This window comes from Clostridium folliculivorans, from assembly GCF_024341905.1.
GTDB classification, from domain to species: Bacteria; Bacillota; Clostridia; order Clostridiales; family Clostridiaceae; genus Clostridium_AR; species Clostridium_AR folliculivorans.
Genome location: NZ_BQXY01000007.1, coordinates 97,202 through 115,344 on the forward strand (window position 1 = coordinate 97,202; position 18,143 = coordinate 115,344).

Below are 18,143 nucleotides of genomic sequence, written 5' to 3' on the forward strand. Positions count from 1 at the left end.
TTCGAAGTGGTACATCTATAGAATTATTTAAGCTTACATTCTATAATGCTGCTTTCAGCTGTAGTTACCTGCTCACCAATAGCACATTTATTTAGGTCACACTGTTGCTCTCCTACTATGATTACCGGTGTAATAAGTGATATTCCTTTTGATTCAATGAAAGCACGGTCTATTTTTATGATGGGAGTTCCCAATTTCACTTTCTCATTAGCTTCTGCAAGTATAGTAAAACCTTCACCGTTTAGAGAAACAGTTTCAAGACCAATGTGAACGAGAATCTCCAATCCATTCTTAAGCTTCATAGCAAAGGCATGTTTAGAAGGTACCACTGTAGTAATTACACCATCACAAGGTGCACATACCACATCTCCAGTTGTATCAATAGCGACACCATCACCAAGCATCTTCTCAGAAAACACGCCATCCTTCAAATCCTCTAGTGCTACACATCTACCGCTAACCGGCGCCTTAATTACACAATTTGAACTTGTCTTCTTAAAAAAATCAAGCATACCAAATACTCCTTAATCTATTCCTATATTTTAAACTGTGCTTACTTTAACTCTGGCCAATAGCCTTTATTAGCTTCAATTAAATCGTCTAATATAAGCTTTGCAACCTTTGAACTTGGTACAGTCTTTGACATAGTAATAGCTTGCCATAATTTTTGGTAGGAACCTTCAACCCAAGCTTCAACTGTTAATTTTTCAGCTGCAACTTGCTGCTCCATTAAACCCTTTTGGAAGGTTGGGATAGGTCCCATTACTAAAGGTTCATATCCATCTCTTCCTACAATACAAGGTATTTCAACCATAGCAGTACTGTCAAAGTTTTCGATTGACCCCTTATTTTCAACTATTAAAAGCATTCTTTCCTTTGTGTTATATGCAAGAGCTCTTGCTAGATCGATAATATAGGAAGAGTGTTCTGTTGCTACCTCGAAGTAACCCTTTGCAGTTCCTGCTTCAGCAATCTTTCTGCAAGTTGAAAATACTTCTACTTCTCTTCGATCCATAACTTCATTTGCTCTTGTATAATCTTTATTGGCATGTTCTACAGTCTCATCTGCCAATAAATAATATTTCAAGTAGGTGTTAGGTAAGGTTGTTGGTTCAATTTCAAGAAGGTCCTTTGCAGCTCTCATTGCTTCAAGCCAGCTTTCTTCCTTATGCTGACCAGCTGGATAGTCTTCCTCATAACCACGCTTACTAACATGTTCCTTGATTTTTTCCATCAGATCATTTCCGTCTTTATCCACAATACTTGTCCACCAGCCGAAATGATTTAGGCCATAATACCTTACTTCCATCTCTTTTCTGGATTTTAGCTTTAATACTCTTGCCATTATTTCTTCAAGACAAACTGGCATATCACAAATATTTATAATTCTTGAGTTTGGTCTTAATCTTCTAGTTGCTTCTGCTACAATAGCTGCAGGATTTGAATAGTTTAGCATCCATGCCTTTGGTGAGTACTTTTCCATATAATCAATTAATTCAATTATAGGTCCAATTGATCTCATACCATAAGCTATTCCACCTGGTCCGCAGGTTTCTTGTCCAACTACATCATATTTTAATGGAATCTTTTCATCCATTTCACGCATTGCGTATTTTCCAACTCTAAGTTGAGCCATAACAAAATCTACATCTGTAAATGCTTCTTCAGGATCTGTTGTATAAGAAAAGTCAACCTCTGGTGCTCTTTCTGCAACGATCACTTTACAGGCTTCAGCTAGAACCTTTTGTCTCTCTTCATCGTTATCATACAATTTAATTTGTCTAACTGGAAATTGCTCCATATTTGCTAACAAAGTTGCTACGATACCAGGTGTATAGGTACTTCCTCCCCCTGCAATAAGCACTGAATTCTTCTTCATATTTTCAACCTTCTTCCATTAATAGTATTATTATATAGATCAATCACTTCTTATTTAAATTTATATTTTCAAATTCTCATCGTTTAGTTTATTTATATACAGTTAATAAATTTTCAAACTCTTCTCTTACAGAAGGAACAGATAATCCAACTATAACTTGAATTGCATCTCCGTTATTAACCAAACCATGTGCACCTGCTTTTTTAAATTCTCCAGCTGGAGCAATTTTAGCTGGATCCTTTACTGTAAGTCTTAATCTTGTTGCACAGTTAGTAACATCCACTATATTTTCTTTTCCTCCTAATAACTCTAGGAAACTTGCAGCCTTTATGGCATTTTGATTTAATTTCTTACCTTTTCCGTCTTCTTTCATAGCGTTATATTCTTTTTTAGAATATAACTTTGTTTCTTCTTCATCAGTCTCTCTACCTGGTGTTTTTAAGTTCAATTTTTCAATTAAGAACCTAAATACAAAGTACCAAATAAATGAGAATATTACTCCGATAATAACTTGAGTTAAATATGTGTTAAAGTGGAATTTTCCTAGTGGTATCCAGTTTACTGCAAACCAGTTAATGATACCTCCTCCAAAGTCACCAACAACTCCAAATTGAAAGGCTATTGTAGAAACTGTTGCTGCTAATAAAGAGTGAACTAAGAATAATACTGGAGCTATAAATAAGAAAGTAAATTCTATTGGTTCTGTTACACCAGTTAATATAGCTGTTGTTGCAACTGGAATCATTAATCCTAAAACAGCTTTTCTCTTTTCTGGTTTAGCAGTTTTTAAGAATGCAAAAGTTATACCGATAGAACCAAATACTTTCGACATACCTGATAGTGAGAATCCAACTGGATACATTTCTTTTAAAGATTTTGAAGATGTAGCAAATTCCCCTAAATGTTTTACCCAGTAAGCAGCTGTACCTCCAGGTACAATCGCATTATCATATACAAATGGTGAATAAATAAAGTGATGTAAGCCAGTTGGGATTAATATTCTTTCTAGGAAGGAATATACCCAAACTCCCACAGCTCCTGAGGAGATAAAGAATCCTTGCATAGAACGAATACCTATTTGCACCTGTGGCCATAAAATTGCGAAAGCAAAGGCAAGAGGAATCATTACAAAGAATCCTACCATGTATATAAATGTTGAACCCTTAAATATACCTAAAGCTTCTGGTAATTCTATATCGAAATATTTATCATGAATATAAATTACGATTCCTGAAATAATTAAAGCTCCGATCATACCAGTATCTAAGGTCTTAATACCTGCAATCATTGTTAGTCCACTTGAACTTCCTGTTGCAGCCTTCATATCAACTCCAAAGCTTGAACCCCAATAGGTTAAAATTTGTGATAGGAAATAGTTAAATGTAAGATAAATAACAATTGCTTCTAAACATGCTCTTGCATTTTGTTTTTTTGCGAGTCCTATTGGTAAACCGATTACAAAAAGTAGTGGAAGCTGCATGAATACTGTCCATCCACCTTGAGCTATGATATTCCAAAACTTAGCCCAGTTTCCATCTGGATTAGCCAAACTTCCCATAACTGCTGTATTAGTGAATAGAATTGCAAACCCAACCACAATACCTGCAAAGGCAAACAGTAGCGTAGGAGTGAACATTGCTCCACCAAAACGCTGAATTTTTTTCATCATTATGAATTACCACCCTTCAATTTTTTTCAGGCCCGATAGGTATATAATAACTAGATTATATTTCCTTTTCAATACTTGTAACCGTTTTAGGTACAATGTATCAATCCTGTGTTTAATCACATTATCTGTGATTTTTCACAGTACTCTCTTAAGAGAATAAATAACCTCTAAAACCATTGAAATATCTGCATTTAGCTAGCTTAAAATTTTTATGCTTTCCTACGAAAAAGATAAGTTCTTTTCCATTATACTTTGTGAAGACCTTGCTTTCATGACAGATTCCTTTACAGAAAAAAAACAGTTTCCTTCATATTAAACGAAAAAAACTGTCTCTGGTACGTACTTATTTATTTTCTCTTAATTTTTTATAAATATTATAATTAACAAACAACATCTCAACAATAATACGTAAAATTACTGTTGATTCATAGGATCTATGGTCATTATTAATGTTCACTACTGATGTTGTAATATATATATTCTCATCACTTAAACTAGCAAGAGTATTATCCTTTAATTTTGTAATAGACACTACTTTTACATCAAGAAGCTTTAGCTTTCTAGCTAGTTCAACAACCCTGCTGGATTCACCGCTTAAGGATATTAAAATAACTAAATCACTTGGTTTTACCAGACTAAAGAAAGCCGGATCAATACTTAAGCCTTCAAAATCATAAATACAATCCCCGCCATGTAAAAACATTCTCTTTAATTCTTTACCAACCTCCATTTGGATATCCCCTGAACCATGTACAAATACTCTATTTGCTTCATATATTAGTTTACATACTGCACTAAAATCTTTTTTCAATATATCATTTATAGCTTTTTTATAGCCTTCGCATATAACCTTAACAGGCTCAGTTTCCATCTCTACATGCTCACTAGTCTCCCACTTTAAATACACCTTTAATTCACTAAACCCCTTCAAGGAAAGCTTTTGAGCAAATCTTAATATAGTCGTCCTTGACACATTGCATAAGCTGGCTAGTCCCTCAATACTTAGGTCACTGCATTTCTTTTTGTTATTTGCGATATATCTCCATATGTGAAAGTCATTAGGCGTTAAATCATCATAGTACTTGTTCACTAATTCTTCTAACTTCATTTAAAAGAGCCCCCCATAATCCTGTCATATGCTATATATCCTGTATTTTATCACAAATTTCTTCGGTAAAATATAGATTATTTAATAATACGTTAAATTTCATATAAGCTATATTATACAGCAGATTTATTGAATACATATTTATCTATTTATGGGGGAACAAAAAACTTCTTCATCAAGCCTTTTTTAAACAATTCATCCTACAGAGAGGCCTTACATATTACCTTAATAATAGCATCACTCTAAGGTACCGTACTTGTTCAATATTAAATAGAAGCTTGCTATAATGCATTATATGTGCCTTATCCATATTTAAAAACTTCACATTTCCAGTACATTCATGCAAGATTTCATTTTGTTTTATAGCTCCTTTCTTTCGTTTCATTAGATAAATCTGAAGCAACTGATGCCTCTGTGTCGTGAAACGATGACATCCATCCCCAATAATAAGGGAAATATGCTTGGAAGTAGCTTGCAAAGTATTTTGTCAAAGCTGCGTAAGACTCTTCATTGTACTTTTTAAGCCATTTGTTTTTTCTGTCTTTCATGTTGATCTCCTTATATTATAGAGTAGTAGTTCTTAAATCCCCTCTCCAAGGGATATTCATCCATAACCTACATCTGCATAAACGTTATATTCTTTTATTCCTTTGCTATCTACAGTATAAGTCCGAACTTCAATAAATAAAAATATATTATAATATATATATACATAAGCATTTATATATTGATTGGCGCTAAAAAAGCTCACTGAAGCGACCTTCTTCAGTGAGCTTTTTTAACGCATCTGCCTTTCCGAATATATGAGGAAAATTTGGCAGGCGAATAAGTTTTATTTTTTTACTGTTTAGCCATAAAAAACTTCTAAAGCCATTGAAATATCTAAGTTTAGCTAGTTCGAAAATTTTATAGTTACATATACAGTAAAAAGGCGCACCAATTTCTTGGTACGCCTTTCTGACTATAATTAAACTGTAGTATTGAAATATTGCATTACATATCCACGAAAATTTCTGGCCGCTTTAGAAAAATATCGTTGCTCTTTCCATGCAAGTCGCAGAATATTCTTAAAATCAATCCCATCAATCTTAAGTAAAACAACAGGCAACTCCTTTTTTTCCTCCTCAGAACACGGTAAAAAAGACACACCAAGTCCAGCTTCGACTAAATTGATAACCGCTGTAAATTCACTGCACTCACAGATGATATTTGGCACAAATCCATTCTTTTTGCAAAGTTCATCACAAAATTCTTGCTGGCTATAATTAGCTCTTAATCCTATAAAGGACTCGTCCCTCAAATTCTCGAAAGAAACTGTTCTGTAACTAGCAAGGGAGTGTGATGGTGGTACTGCTAAATAAATGTCTTCCTCCGCCAATTTCATAGTGGATATATTAGAAGGCTCATCAACAGTATTGATAAAAGCAAAATCAATTTCATCTTTATCCAATAGATGAAGCTTTTCTCTATCATCACCTAGCTGTGTAATATGAAAATTTACCTTTGGATAAAGACGTGCAAAGTTGCCTATGAAATTACCGAATTCTTTATTCAAAGATGTAGTTGCAAAGGACACAGAACCAATTTCACTTCCGGATAGATCGGATATCTCCTGTCGCCCTTCCTCAACTTCTTTCAATATTCTATTAGCCCGTTTTAAAAATGCTTTCCCATATTCATTCAAAACAATATTACGTCCTGTCCGATTAAACAAAGGAACTCCCAAGTCCTCTTCCAACTTAGCAATCATGGCACTTAAGGCAGGTTGAGCGATTTGCAACACACCGGCGGCTCTTGTCATATGTTGCATGCGAGCCACTGTTTGAAAATATTTAATTTGCAACAAGTCCATAAAGGGTCTCCTATTAATATTATTTTTATTATAAATTAACTAATTTCAATAAATATTTATATGTCATACAATAACATGGCTGATAAAGATTATCAAGCACATCTAAATATCCAAGCGCATGTGTACTCATCCTCAACTCTCCTTATAGTAGACTGTATTAATATTTTTAATAAATATAGAAATAATAGTAATTAAATAAAATCATACTTTGAAATTTTCACTTAAAGTATAACTTATAAATATTCAAATACATATTTAAAGGAATTAAGGTGATATCATGAAAAGAATATTAATTACTGGCTGTGGTTCTGGTCTTGGACGTGAAGCAGCTTTTGCCTTAGCTCATAGAGGTCATTGTGTGTATGCAACAACTCATACCGATGAACAAGCAGATAGAATAAGCCTTTTAAATAAAAAATATAATCTTCCACTTGAAAGCTTTAGATTGGATATTTTAAATAGTGATGATAGACTGAAGGTAGCTAATCTTGAAATTGATGTTTTAATAAATAACGCAGCTATTGGCAATTCTGGTTCAGTGGCTGAAGTAGATACCAATGTGTATAGAGATACTTTTGAAACAAACGTTTTTTGCCCAATTGAATTAACTCAACTTGTATTAAAGCAAATGATTTCTCGAAAAAAAGGAAGGATAATTTTCGTCTCTTCTTTGGCTGGACGATCACCTATTCCTTTTTTATCTCCTTATTGTGCAACTAAATTTGCTTTAGAATCCATCGCTCCGTCTCTAAATGAAGAACTTAAAGAACTTAAAAATGTTCATATTCCAGTTATTTTAATAGAACCTGGAAGTTATGCTACTGGATTTAATCAAAAGAATATATCAAAGCAATTTAATTGGATGAAGATTAATTCTTATTTTAAAGATAATTTACGTTCATTGGAAAGCAAACAATATATGTTGTTCAAACTTACTGAATCCACTAACTTTGATTCTATTATATCTAAATACATAAAAGCAGTAGAAGACAAACATCCAAGGGAAAGATATATATCACCTTCCAGTCAAGGCGCTTTTATCAAAGTTAAAAATATATTTAAGAAAAAATAATATAGTTCAAGATGAACCACTTCAATCCGAAATCTATTTTCAAAACTCCTCTGGGTTCTGAGAGGAGAATTTGAAAATATAAATTCAACTATGAAGTGGTTCATCTATATCTCAAAGGAAATAGTTTAACTTAAGCTATTTCCTTTAATTTTTGCGTAAAGCTTTGTCTTACCTTTATTTCTTATTTCCATAGCTATAAGCATAAGTAGCATTATTGCTACTGTAAACATAACCTATTAATAAAATAATAAAAGTGGTGATATTTATGTACCCATATGAATTATTCTCACAATACAATAATGCCTATCCATATGCTTACTCACATTTTCAAACACCTTGGTACAACAGTACTAATTTTATCTATCCCTTATACTGGAACAACTTTCAAAGAAACGATTCCATCTCGTCAGGAATAACTACTTCAGCATTAGAGTTATCAAACAAAATTCGTGGATTATGGGAACAACATACTGTGTGGACAAGAGCCACCATCGTCAGTATGGTATTCGACTTGCCAGATGTAAATTTTGTTACTAACAGGCTTCTTCAAAATCCTGAAGACTTTGGAAATGCTTTTAGAGTGTACTACGGCGACAAGATTGGCTCAAAGCTTAGAGATCTGATAAAGGAACACCTTGTAATTGCAGCACAGCTCGTGAAAGCAGCTAAAGCCGGAGATACCAAAGCTGAGGCTGAAATTGAGAAAAGATGGTATGCCAATGGCGATGAGATTGCCGCTTTTCTTGCAAGCATAAACCCTTATTGGTCCGAAGAAGCTTGGAAAATGATGTATCGTACACACCTTGGACTAGTTAAATCAGAAGCTGTTAATCTACTTACTAAAAACTACTCAGCTGAAGCCTCTGTATATGATGAACTTGAAAGGCAAGCCTTGGAAATGGCTGATATGATGACACAAGGTATTATTAACCAGTTTGCAAGAGATTTTATATAACATATTATAAAGGACAAACGATATTTTGCATCGTTTGTCCTTATTTTTTATTGTCTGCTTATGTCATTAGCTAATAAAACTTTTGGCCCTTACCATCAAGATAATCTGTATCTATCTCTGTGGAAAAAATGTCAAGCAAAGCTGTTCTAAAAACGATTCTGGTGAATAACCACGCACATCCTTTTGGAATATATAGGAATCACCTTTTAATAAAGCATATACCAACATATCCGCCCTAAAGACGTTGCTTTGTTCGTTCTGTTCACTTGCAGTCATCTCGCTTAATAATTTGACGACTATTTCATGCATTTTATTGTATAGCGGAGTCTGCGTTATGGAATTAGATCTATTGTTGATTGAGCTACCATCAATCTCTGTCAACAGTTGGTGATTTTTATCGCCAAAATAAATAAATAATCTGAGAACCTCTTTCAAACGCTGACCAGGCGCATCGGTATGGTGTTGTATCAAATATTTATCAATATCTTCAAAAAACTTAACAAAATTGTCTCTTTTTAAATCTAAACACAACTCACTTTTATTTTTGTAGCGACGATACAGAGTCCCCGGACCGATTTGTGCTTCAATAGCAATTTGATTCATACTAACCTCTTTAACACCATATTGCTCAAAAAGTTTCTGTGCCGACTCCAATATTCGCTTACGATTTTCCGCGGCATCACGACGTTCAGTCCTTTTGTTTATGTCTTCTGTGCTTTTCACTCTATCACCTCCTGCTGGAAAACTTCTTAATGGCTATTGACAAAAGGAGACTTCTCCGTTTATTATTAACAGGAGAGTTCTCCGTTTATTTTCAAAAAGATATTTTTATTATATCATATTTGAAAGAATTATATAGATTTAAAAACGAATCAAAACATTCAAATGGATTCATAATACATGATGAACTATAAATGAGGTTATTGTTCATCTTATAGTAAATAGAAATGCTTGCTATGACTTGTTCTGTCAAAAGCAAGTTGACACAGATGTTCATAAAAAAAGAGGAGGTTTCATATGAAAGCTGCAGTTATTAATAATTTAGGAGATATTCCAAGATACGAAGATTTCCCTGATCCTGTTTTAAATGATGGTGACGTTACTGTTAAGGTAGAGGCTGTAATATTGGATTTTGCAGTCAAAGCCCTTGTATCAGGTGATCACTTTGCCAGCAAACAATTCTATCCAAATTTACCCGCCGTTGTTGGTCATGGCGGTGTAGGTTCTCTAGAAGATGGGACACTTGTGAGTTTTCGAGGCATAAAGCCTCCATATGGTTCTATGGCGGAAAAGGTAGTGATACCAAAAGCTTACGCAACTCCAATTCCACAAGGCGTGACTGCAGAGCAGGCAGCAGTTATTCCATCTGCAGCATTAAGTTCTCTCGGCCCTCTTAGATATGTCGCAAAGCTTCAACCAGGTGAAACTGTGCTGATTAACGGTGCTACCAGTGTTTCAGGTATGCTTGCCGTACAGATTGCAAAGTACCTTGGAGCAGGAAGAGTTATCGGAACAGGAAGAAATCCAGTATCAGGAGAAAAGCTGAAGGAGTTAGGGGCGGATGCCTTTATTAACCTTAACCAGCCGGATGAGAAAGTAGTGGAAGCATTAAAAAAAGAAGCCATAAGCGGCTACGATGTTATACTTGATTATCTCTGGGGCCACCCGGCAGAAGTTATAATAAACTCATTTACTCCAACTGCGCTCGGTGCACCAATTAAAAGAACTCGTTTCGTTCTCATCGGAGGATTAGCAGGATGGACCTCACAAATCCCAGGTCAAAGTTTAATAACTTCAGGCCTTGAGATTTACGGAATGATGGGTGCACTGACCCCACCTGATGCTCTTGTTGAGGGTACTAAGCTTGTATGGGATATGATAAAACAAGGTAAATTAAGCATGGACATTGTAAAGTATCCTCTTAAAGATATTGAAAAAGTTTGGAACATGGAGGAACATGGTAAGAGGATAGTTATTGTTCCGTAGATCTCAAATTAAGATGATATAAAATCTCAATACCCTGAGATTCTTCGGGATTTCTATCTTCTGATCTAGGATATATTTACTCACAGAAACGCCTGTCTGTTTTTTGAATAAACGTGATAAATAACTATTTAACTCCACCCTCATAGCAGGTGGAGTTTGACTTCGCACATACTTAGTTTCTCTGTTGAGAAACTCGTATAAATGTGCTCAGCAGACTAAATCCCAATAATGCAAAAATGACATGTGGCAAGGCTGCCACATGCCATTCTTACCTTATTAATAAACTACTGTTCCTTCACCAATGAAAAATCTGATAAAGTTATGGTTGATGTAGGAGTAGTCACCCCATCAATCAGCCCCATAGATACTACCATTGTTATATTCGTATCAGTAGGATCATTCACTGTAAACTCAGCTACTACATCTTTCGTCACATCTTTTGTTAAAGCAATATCTGCTCCACCATACCAGCCATATGTTGCTGTAAGCATAGCCAGTTTAATTGTTCTTGCTTCTGTTGAATTAGCCTTAAAGGTTACTTTATATTTCCCTCCCTTTTCCAGCGTAATTCCACTCTGCTTGAGCTGAACATTCCAGTCAGCTGATCCTACATTGGTTATACAGTAAGTTGCCTTGTTATCTGTAAATGCTGATGTTGCCTGTCCTGGTGCAGTAATTGCACTTTCCCAGCCATCACTGCCAGTTGCAAAATTAGAATTCTTCAACAAATTTTCTTCAACAGGTGTCACCGGTACCACTGGTGCATCAATCTTTTCCAGGTTAATATTATCAATACAGATCTGATGCTGGGTTGTAATCTGAGTTCCACCTACAGCACCCATAGAGATACTTAATATGGACTTAAGATCTGTTGGTTTCTTCATCTGGAAATCAATTGTAAATGTCTGATAATCATTTGTCAGATTTACAATTTTCTCTCCGGAATATGGGTCCCAGTTATTATCAGCACTGCCATCTCTCTGAATTGCAAACATCAGCTTTCTGTTCAAACTTGATTTTGCTTCCAGAGTAAGTCTGTACCACTGGTCTTTATCCAGTTCCACATTATTCTGCTTTAACTGAATCTTCCAACCCTGATCTCCTGTATTTTTAATGGTAAAAGCTGCTGCATTTTTCTCTGTTAGGCTGTCTACTACATAAGTTGCGTCTGCACTCCCATCAACATATGGATCATATCCTGCCAATCCTGCATTAAAGCTTCCGTTCTTAATCAGTGTATCCTCAACAATACGAATCTCATCTAAATAATAAACGCCCGGTTCGTTGATTGTAAATGCAATATCATTTACCCCGCTTGTAGCTGGCATTTTGAATTTATAATTATAGAGATTATTTTTTCCATTAAGTGCAGCATCAAAAGTCTTACCTGCGACTGCTGCCTGAATGTCCTTACCAGATTCTCCCTCAGCTTTGAAACTCAATGCATAATTTGTACCTGCTGTTAATGCAAGTCCGTTCTGTGAAATCACAACCGGATTCGCATCTGTTGTTCCTTCTGGAGCCTCAATCTTTAATCTTCTTCCATCCTCTAATGGTGTTACAGAAGCCTTACCATTTGCTGCCTTGATATTCCAGAAGCCCAGATGATTTATTCCTTCCTGGAAATTAGCATTGTAAACGTAGTTACCATCTGCAAGTACTGTTTTCGCTTCATTAGAGCCATCAGACTGTGAAATCTTCTTCAGCGTTACATTGGTGATATGGATATTCGCGGTGGAACCTGCATTACCCATATTAAATTCCATACGCCCGTTTGCATCATCATCCTGTTTCATGGAAAAATTAAAAGTATATGGACTCTTTTCTGTTGTTAAGTTAAGTCCTGTATCAGCCATATAACGCACATAACCATTATTTGGTCCTGTCACGGCTACCTTCATTGCTCTGGCATCATCTGCCCATGCATCAAACGTAACCTGATAAGTTCCACCCTTTTTCAATGGAATATTAGGCTGTACCAGCTGTACACTGTAATCTGCAGTTCCACCATTGGTGGTATTAATATCAATCTTGTTATTATTTATTTCCGCCTTTGCCTCTCCTCCTACAGCTGTGATGAATTTCCAGTCTTTATCATCTGTCAGATTTTCTTGGGTTGCAAAATTACCATTGATAATATAGTTTCCATCTTCAGCCGGGTCTCTAAAAGTGACACTGTTTTCAGGTTTTGTTACATTTTCATCATAACTATCCTTCTGATATACTTTTACATAATCAATACTATAAGCCTGATTCTCAAAATCTGTAGTTTCATCTGGATTTCCAACCCAGCTTCCACCAACTGCAAGATTTAAGATCATATAGAATTGCTGATCAAATGGAGCCGGGTAAGTAATCTCTCCCTGACCTTCTGTTCTGGAATACCAGTTATCTTCACTATGGTACATAACTCCATCCATATACCAGTTGATCTTACCTGGAAGCCATTCTACAGCAAAGTCATGATACGTATCAGAAAATGTATCATTACTTAATGTAGTGGTTCCCTGAGATTGATTATGAGGATTACCATAATGAATGGTTCCATATACTTTCGATGTATCTTGTCCCATTACTTCCGCCGCATCAATCTCGCCACATCTTGGCCATTGACCATATTTATTCTCATCTGTAGGCATTAACCAGAATGCTGGCAGATATCCTTGTCCTTTAGGTACCTTGAGTCTTGCCTCAAAAATACCATACTTAAAGTCTTTTTTATTCTGTGTATTAATACGACCTGATGTGTAGGATGTCACTCCATTCTCATCAACAGTTTTGATTGGTTTTATTACTAATTTGCCGTCTTCCAAATAGATATTTTTATCAGAATCAACATATTTCTGTTTTTCTGCATTTACCCATCCGGTATCATGTGTTTCTACGTTCCAGTCATCTCTGTTTAGTGTTGTCTCATTAAAATCATCCTGCCACTTTAATTTATAACCTTCATAAGACAATTTTTGTACAACCTCTCCCTGATTCTCAAATGTCATCGTTACTAACAGAGTTACATTCTTTCCAGCAACTGTAATGTCTTTGGTTGCTGTGATTGTCTTGGTTGCTGTGCCTGTTTCTGCTGCATAGGCTCTGCTCATACAAATATCTGGAACCACTGCACCAATCATTGTGATTACTAAAAGAAATGTAAATAATTTTTTACCCTTTTTCTTCTTTACAGCAAAAACAATTAAGCCTGCACTTATGAGCACAATGCCTACCCACAATTCTTTATGCGTAAAGATGCCAGTCTTTGTATTATTTGCGTTCAGTCCTTCCACTTGGTCTGACTTTTCCGTTGGTGATACAACGCTTGTTTCTGGATTTTTCGTTGGTGATTCAACGCTTGTCTCTCCATTTTCCGGTGTTGATACAACGCTTGTTTCTCCATTTTTCGGTGTTAATACAACGCTTGCTTCTGCATTTTTCGTTGGTAATACAACACTTGTTTCTGCACTTTTTGTTGGTAATACAATACTTGTTTCTGGATTTTTATTTGGTAATACAACACTTGTTTCTGGATTTTTATTTGGTAATACAACACTTGTTTCTGGATTTTTATTTGGTAATACAACACTTGTTTCTGCCTTTTTCGGTGTTAATACAACACTTGTTTCTGATGTATGTCCTCCAGCAATCTGTGCGATGGTATAGATCCGCTCTCCCGAAGAACCTTTCCCATCCTCTGTTACATACCCTTCCGGCATCTGTACTTTGATTTCAATATTTGTCAATGGATTTGTACTAAGATTATTCACCTTGACAATTTCAGTGATATTATCACTGTCTGAATATTCAGATTTGTCCGTTTGCACCGACAATTCCGGCTGTCTGTTTGTATCTTCAGCAGCAAATACATTTATCATCATTGTTGCCATAAATAAAAATACAACCGCTACTATTTTACTTATTTTTGACACATCTACTCCCCCTTCTCATCAAACTATGCTTTTTTACTATACGCCATTATATTAGATCTATATCTTAGAGTTCTAAATTGAGCTTCTAAAAATGAGTTACCATTGCTTACTCTAGGTCTAGAATATTATGATAAAATGCCAAGAAACTCTAGTTTAGCCTTTAATGTATAAGACTTCATTATATGATGCCAAGTAATTTCTTGTCCTCTTAGAAATAATAATGCTACATCTTTAATTGCTTGTACTATACTAAATCCTTCTCCATGCCAATTGTCTGGCAAATGTTCTTCTACATCATGGAAAAAAGCATCAATTCAATCATATCCATAAAAATATGAATTTTCATCAGACCATTGATTTATTTTAATTTTTTATACTAAGTTTTTCTTTTATATATATCATGTGCTTTTCCCAGTGCTTCGTATGCATATCCTTTAGATTCACCAGCACTAATAATGATATCCTTTACAATTAACTCATCATTAATCCTATTTCCTCCTACTATTAAATTTAACTTCTATAATTTAAGTAATTTCATCTTATACTAAAGTAGAATTACAATTAAATGATAAATTGTCTATTTCCTCATAGTATTCTTTTAAAAACTCATACGGAATTTGAACCAATATAACATTATTTATTGATAAATTTTGAGTGGAATGCACCTCATTTAAATTTATTACCATTAAATCATCCTTGGTTAATTCATATTTTACAGAATTAATAAATACATCTAATCTACCTGCTACTACATACAATATTTCTACCGTGCTATACCAATGCTTTGGTATTACTTCTACAGGTATTTTTGTATATTTATAGTTGTGTAACTTTACTGGAATCCCGTCATTAACCTCAATTTTTTCGTGTGTAAACTCCCTAAATATATCTCCTGATTCTTAGTTATTAAAGCGATAAGCTCCCCACCAATCTCGAATTAAATCTTTTAATCTTACAGTTTTCCTAGTCTTATAATCTATTAATATTTCCATTTCTCGTTAGAATCGCACTTGCTACACTACCCACCTCAATGAAATGTGAAATTATTCTTGATTTTTGAACTTTTCTTGACTTTTTATATAATATTTTTCATATCTCTTGTTCCATTTACTTACCTCCTTTAATTTCTAATGTAATTATTAAACAAGTACTTTTCAGACAATCAATATATAATTATATTAAATTAACTACCTTTTTAGAGGAATAGTATAAAGTTACGATAAGATAGTAAAAAGTTACTGATATTACGAGTTAAAATAGGCTGTTGGACGGGTTGAGTCTACCTCAGTCAGATAGGTGATATCTTGCACTTCACAAAGAAGGAAATTACTTGTATTATATTATTGCACTAAATGGAGTTCTAACCTGCAAAACTAGTGATTATTCAGTTGTTAGCAGTCTTGGTAGCATTAATGGCAAAGACCTAAAGCAGCAGTTCCTGAAACTCCAACTGAATTATTAAATAAGTACGCAACTCACCAAAACCTTGATTTTATGTTCTAATTTATAAAAAAAGGTTGTGATAAATCAACTGGTGTAGCTAAACCAACTCAGATTTTAGGAATCACTAAAGATGAGATAATTGAAATTGGTGATGCTGTTAATGATATAGGGATGATAGGGTATGCTGGTTTAGGAGTAACAATTGGAAATGCTCAAGAAAATATTAAAGAAATTGGGTGCTTTGTTACGAAAAGTAATGAAGAGGATGGAGTTGCTCACGTTATTGAAAAGTTTATATTAAGCGAGTAAACTTTTATTATCAATTTAATAAAAATTGGTGAAATAATTGAATGTGCTGCTCCAGTGTCTATTATTACATCATTTACAATAACTTCCTTACCATCATGAAAAAGAACTAAATCTGTGAATAATAAGCCATGTTTAAAGGTCAAATTAACCATCTACATTTTCTGTAGCTTTTAAAAAATCTCTTGCTTCCCAACACCCCTCAACCCCGCATTTCTTAGTGACCGATTAAAATAAAGTTCTTGCTTTTCCCTTGCCTCTATTCTCCCTTAATCCTACTCTCCTAATCTCTTAAAGCTTGCCAAAAGCAAATGTTTATTTTAAAAATCAGAAGATTATTTGAAAGAGCAGGGGATATTTAGAGGTCTACAGTTTCCTTTTCAGCTTAACTACCGTCTCCACGTGTGTTGTCATTGAATTATGATACTAATACGCAGAAATATTAATTTTGCATAAAGATATACCCCCTAAAATCAAGGGGGTCGTAGATCAATCCATATTTCTGTACGTTAAAACTCAAAACATATATAACTTAAAGTTCCATATGCATAGCTTTGGTGTAAAAGCTTCGGCTTATCTCTGTTACCGCTTCCCATGGCTATAAACATAGGAACTATGTGCTCCTCACGTGGTACTGCCCTTTTTGCATAGGGTGCTAACTGTCTGTAGTTAAACAAGGTCTCCTTATCATTATTTTCTACCTTTTCAATAAGCCAGTCGTCAAATTCCACTGCCCATCCTTCTGCTTTTTCTGAATTCCAGTTAACTGTAGCAAGATTATGAACAGTTGAACCGCTTCCAATTACTAAGATATCTTCTTTTCCCAGATCCCTGATGTCTCTTCCTATTTCATATTGCTTTTCCATAGCGAAAAATGGATTTATTGATACTTGAACAATGGGTATATCAGCTTTCGGATACATTAAATAAAGTACATCCCAGGCACCATGATCAAGACCTCTGTTTTCATCAAGCTTGCTTTCAATATCATTAGTCCTTAGCATAGATTGCAGTTTTACAGCTACTTCTAAAGAACCTTTAGCAGGATATCTTATAGAATATAATTCTTTTGGGAACCCATAAAAATCATATATCATATCATAGGTATTGTTTAAATATGAAATTGTTGTAATTTCGCTTTCCCAATGCGCTGTAAATATGACTATAGCTTTCGGGGTTAATTTTTTGCCTAAGTCTTTAAGAAAATCAGTATAATCGTTTTTTTCCACTACTAGTGTCGGTCCACCGTGGCATAAAAATATTGAAGAAATCATTTTTTCACTTCCTTTTGTCTCTCATCATTCAACCATCTAATCACATCATTTATATTTTTTAGAGAAACTTCATGTCCGGAAGGATATGTTTTAAAGATTACATTTCTACTTCTCTCTCTAAAAAATTCATAATTATCTTTACCAATATCCAGAGGAAATATTGGATCAAATTCACCATGTGAAATAAATACTGATACATCTTCAACTGATTTTATCTTATATTCTTCCTTAACAAATCTTGGTATATATCCGCTTAAAGCTGCAATACCTTTGACTTTGTTACCCATAACAAGCGCCAAAGACATCGAAAGAATAGAACCCTGGCTAAATCCTAATAAATACTGCCTATTATTATCAATGGGATAAGCTACTGCCGCATTGTGTATAAATTCTTCCAAGCTTTTTACTGCTTTATCAAAGGACTCTCTGTCCGGATTTCCATAACCTTTTATAGAAAAATAGGCAAAACCTCTTCCTTGGATTATAGAACCTCTAATTCCTATAAGAATAAAATCATTTTTAAGTTCTCCTATTAAACTAAGTATATCCTCTTCATCACTTCCCATACCATGCATGGCGTAAATCACTGGGTATTTCTCTCCTTCTTTAATGTTGCGGGGAAGATAAATTTTATATGTAAGTTGACCATCCATAAATACTCCTCCATTATTCACTAAGC

17 protein-coding genes are annotated in these 18,143 nt (G+C 34.6%); 4 read left to right on the forward strand and 13 right to left on the reverse strand.

The annotated features are described in order from the left end of the window. Positions 1–23: 23 nt before the first annotated feature. From OCU55_RS18120 to OCU55_RS18150, 7 genes are all read right to left on the reverse strand, one after another. Positions 24–512 (reverse strand): PTS sugar transporter subunit IIA, encoded by a 489-nt coding sequence (locus OCU55_RS18120; protein ID WP_261853705.1) that lies wholly within the window; start codon positions 510–512, stop codon positions 24–26. Positions 513–553: 41 nt separating this feature from the next. Next, positions 554–1,879, reverse strand: a complete 1,326-nt coding sequence (locus OCU55_RS18125) for a 6-phospho-alpha-glucosidase (protein ID WP_261853706.1) — start codon at positions 1,877–1,879, stop codon at positions 554–556. Between the two features lie 88 nt (positions 1,880–1,967). Next, on the reverse strand, positions 1,968–3,548 hold the full coding sequence (locus OCU55_RS18130; RefSeq protein WP_280923810.1) for an alpha-glucoside-specific PTS transporter subunit IIBC: 1,581 nt from the start codon (positions 3,546–3,548) through the stop codon (positions 1,968–1,970). Between the two features lie 343 nt (positions 3,549–3,891). Next, positions 3,892–4,656: a MurR/RpiR family transcriptional regulator gene (locus OCU55_RS18135; protein ID WP_261853707.1), complete on the reverse strand. Its 765-nt coding sequence runs from the start codon at positions 4,654–4,656 to the stop codon at positions 3,892–3,894. A gap of 350 nt (positions 4,657–5,006) precedes the next feature. Next, positions 5,007–5,204 carry a hypothetical protein gene (locus OCU55_RS18140; RefSeq protein ID WP_261853708.1) on the reverse strand — a complete coding sequence of 66 codons (198 nt, stop codon included), beginning with the start codon at positions 5,202–5,204 and terminating at the stop codon, positions 5,007–5,009. Positions 5,205–5,260: 56 nt separating this feature from the next. After that, complete coding sequence (locus OCU55_RS18145) at positions 5,261–5,407, reverse strand: hypothetical protein (RefSeq protein WP_261853709.1); 147 nt, start codon at positions 5,405–5,407, stop codon at positions 5,261–5,263. Positions 5,408–5,623: 216 nt separating this feature from the next. Then, a complete protein-coding gene (locus OCU55_RS18150) occupies positions 5,624–6,508 on the reverse strand; it encodes a LysR family transcriptional regulator (protein WP_261853710.1) in 885 nt (294 codons plus the stop codon). A gap of 277 nt (positions 6,509–6,785) precedes the next feature. Between OCU55_RS18150 and OCU55_RS18155 the strand changes: the two genes are divergently transcribed. Continuing rightward, positions 6,786–7,580, forward strand: coding sequence for an SDR family NAD(P)-dependent oxidoreductase (locus OCU55_RS18155; RefSeq protein ID WP_261853711.1), 795 nt, complete (start codon positions 6,786–6,788; stop codon positions 7,578–7,580). A 265-nt stretch (positions 7,581–7,845) separates the two neighbouring features. Further along, the gene (locus tag OCU55_RS18160) at positions 7,846–8,535 is read left to right on the forward strand and encodes an acetylglutamate kinase (RefSeq protein WP_261853712.1); all 690 of its coding nucleotides are present in this window, start codon (positions 7,846–7,848) and stop codon (positions 8,533–8,535) included. Positions 8,536–8,646: 111 nt separating this feature from the next. Here the strand turns inward: OCU55_RS18160 and OCU55_RS18165 are convergent, their stop codons facing one another. Continuing rightward, positions 8,647–9,258, reverse strand: coding sequence for a TetR/AcrR family transcriptional regulator (locus tag OCU55_RS18165; protein ID WP_261853713.1), 612 nt, complete (start codon positions 9,256–9,258; stop codon positions 8,647–8,649). Positions 9,259–9,552: 294 nt separating this feature from the next. Between OCU55_RS18165 and OCU55_RS18170 the strand changes: the two genes are divergently transcribed. After that, positions 9,553–10,521, forward strand: a complete 969-nt coding sequence (locus OCU55_RS18170) for a quinone oxidoreductase family protein (RefSeq protein WP_261853714.1) — start codon at positions 9,553–9,555, stop codon at positions 10,519–10,521. Positions 10,522–10,805: 284 nt separating this feature from the next. Here the strand turns inward: OCU55_RS18170 and OCU55_RS18180 are convergent, their stop codons facing one another. The 3 genes from OCU55_RS18180 to OCU55_RS18190 all read right to left on the reverse strand — a co-directional run bounded on the left by OCU55_RS18180 (position 10,806) and on the right by OCU55_RS18190 (position 15,328). Continuing rightward, positions 10,806–14,441 carry a carbohydrate binding domain-containing protein gene (locus OCU55_RS18180; protein WP_261853715.1) on the reverse strand — a complete coding sequence of 1,212 codons (3,636 nt, stop codon included), beginning with the start codon at positions 14,439–14,441 and terminating at the stop codon, positions 10,806–10,808. 125 nt (positions 14,442–14,566) lie between these two features. After that, a complete protein-coding gene (locus tag OCU55_RS18185; protein ID WP_261853716.1) occupies positions 14,567–14,722 on the reverse strand; it encodes a hypothetical protein in 156 nt (51 codons plus the stop codon). Between the two features lie 258 nt (positions 14,723–14,980). Further along, entirely contained in the window at positions 14,981–15,328 is a 348-nt protein-coding gene (locus tag OCU55_RS18190; RefSeq protein ID WP_345795604.1) for a cupin domain-containing protein, read from the reverse strand. Between the two features lie 619 nt (positions 15,329–15,947). On the opposite strand from OCU55_RS18190, the gene OCU55_RS18200 reads away from it, so the two are divergent. Continuing rightward, positions 15,948–16,193, forward strand: coding sequence for an HAD hydrolase family protein (locus OCU55_RS18200; RefSeq protein ID WP_261853826.1), 246 nt, complete (start codon positions 15,948–15,950; stop codon positions 16,191–16,193). Positions 16,194–16,699: 506 nt separating this feature from the next. On the opposite strand, the gene OCU55_RS18205 is transcribed toward OCU55_RS18200, so the two are convergent. Further along, a complete protein-coding gene (locus tag OCU55_RS18205; RefSeq protein WP_261853717.1) occupies positions 16,700–17,464 on the reverse strand; it encodes a DODA-type extradiol aromatic ring-opening family dioxygenase in 765 nt (254 codons plus the stop codon). Continuing rightward, complete coding sequence (locus OCU55_RS18210) at positions 17,461–18,117, reverse strand: alpha/beta hydrolase (protein WP_261853718.1); 657 nt, start codon at positions 18,115–18,117, stop codon at positions 17,461–17,463. The genes OCU55_RS18205 and OCU55_RS18210 overlap by 4 nt, the downstream gene beginning before the upstream one ends. Positions 18,118–18,143 lie beyond the last annotated feature (26 nt).

Bases quoted from the DNA above. Each gene is read 5' to 3' on its own strand.
- OCU55_RS18155 (WP_261853711.1), top strand. From the start codon at position 6,786: ATGAAAAGAATATTAATTACTGGCTGTGGTTCTGGTCTTGGACGTGAA.
- OCU55_RS18150 (WP_261853710.1), bottom strand. From the start codon at position 6,508: ATGGACTTGTTGCAAATTAAATATTTTCAAACAGTGGCTCGCATGCAA.
- OCU55_RS18130 (WP_280923810.1), bottom strand. From the start codon at position 3,548: ATGATGAAAAAAATTCAGCGTTTTGGTGGAGCAATGTTCACTCCTACG.
- OCU55_RS18170 (WP_261853714.1), top strand. From the start codon at position 9,553: ATGAAAGCTGCAGTTATTAATAATTTAGGAGATATTCCAAGATACGAA.
- OCU55_RS18205 (WP_261853717.1), bottom strand. From the start codon at position 17,464: ATGATTTCTTCAATATTTTTATGCCACGGTGGACCGACACTAGTAGTG.
- OCU55_RS18140 (WP_261853708.1), bottom strand. From the start codon at position 5,204: ATGAAAGACAGAAAAAACAAATGGCTTAAAAAGTACAATGAAGAGTCT.
- OCU55_RS18120 (WP_261853705.1), bottom strand. From the start codon at position 512: ATGCTTGATTTTTTTAAGAAGACAAGTTCAAATTGTGTAATTAAGGCG.
- OCU55_RS18135 (WP_261853707.1), bottom strand. From the start codon at position 4,656: ATGAAGTTAGAAGAATTAGTGAACAAGTACTATGATGATTTAACGCCT.
- OCU55_RS18160 (WP_261853712.1), top strand. From the start codon at position 7,846: ATGTACCCATATGAATTATTCTCACAATACAATAATGCCTATCCATAT.
- OCU55_RS18210 (WP_261853718.1), bottom strand. From the start codon at position 18,117: ATGGATGGTCAACTTACATATAAAATTTATCTTCCCCGCAACATTAAA.
- OCU55_RS18125 (WP_261853706.1), bottom strand. From the start codon at position 1,879: ATGAAGAAGAATTCAGTGCTTATTGCAGGGGGAGGAAGTACCTATACA.